1 protein-coding gene is annotated in these 1100 nt (G+C 46.6%); it reads right to left on the bottom strand.

Features of this window, described 5'->3' with window-relative positions:
- Positions 1-12: 12 nt before the first annotated feature.
- The gene (locus ALO_RS17010) at positions 13-1041 is read right to left on the bottom strand and encodes an IS6 family transposase (protein ID WP_040293757.1); all 1029 of its coding nucleotides are present in this window, start codon (positions 1039-1041) and stop codon (positions 13-15) included.
- Between the last annotated feature and the right edge of the window lie 59 nt (positions 1042-1100).

The following is a 1100-nucleotide window of genomic DNA, read 5'->3' on the forward strand; positions in this document are numbered from 1 at the left end:
CGCAGGAATAAGTCAAGCCACGAGAAAAAGCTCGCGTTTACGCTTTGGAGAAAGATGCAGTCCCGCCACATGGGCCGGAGTTAAGCCGTTTAAGGCGGAATGCGGGCGAACAAAATTAAAGAAAAAGACAAAAAAGGCAATCAAATTGTTAGCGCTATCAAAAGAACAAAATCCCTGTTTCGTCTTGTACCAAGCCTTAAACTGCTTGTGAAAGCACTCAATGAGATTGTTGGTAATGTCGTCGGCAAAGCTGTGCACCCGAATATGACGCACATCTGCCAAAGACTTTATTGGCCCCTTGTAAGCGCTATACCGGTCTGTCACGATGGCTTGGGGTTTACCTGGTACTGATAGGGAATGAAACAAGGAAAAAGCTTGAGAACTGTCTCTGTGAGGGGAAAGGTGATAGCCCAGGACAAAGCGGGTTTCGCTATCGATGATAAACCATATGTAATGCTTCACTCCCGCAATTTTTACCACCGTCTCATCAGCATGCCACTCATCGGAAGAGAAATTAAGCAAGGGAATAAGCTCCAGGCTGATGGATTGAAACAGAGGGGCGAAGCGGGTGCACCAACTGCTAATGGTGGTGTGGGAGACTGGAATATTCATGACTGTGCGCAAAATCAGGGCAATATTACGAAATGAGTTTTTGCCGATGTAAAACAGGGTCAAGGCCATCAGGATAGTCTGAATCGGATAGCGCATCCTTTTAAAATCCGTTTTGCCAAATAGATGGGACATAGAAGCAGGAGACACGGCAGTGGCTTTCGGTGTAAAAATGGAGTGATTGCATTTTTTATCGCAGCAGCGATAATTGGCGTAATGCTTCTTGTCGTGGTGAAGAAACATCGCTTTGCCACAGCGAGGGCAGCTGGGATAAGGTCGTTGTCGCGGCCGACCTGGCGGGGCATCAGGGGAAAACTGATGGCTACATTCTCGGCAAAGATATTTCTGAAATCCTAATGTATCTTTGCCATAGCGGTAGAAGGAATGATCATTGTTGCACTTGGGGCATCGAAACGGGTATACTTTTACCATGAAGGCTCGTCTCCTTTCGGGAGGTACAGTGTTTTGTGGTAAAACCATTGTACCAGGTA

This window comes from Acetonema longum DSM 6540, assembly GCF_000219125.1.
Taxonomy (GTDB): Bacteria; Bacillota; Negativicutes; order Sporomusales; family Acetonemataceae; genus Acetonema; species Acetonema longum.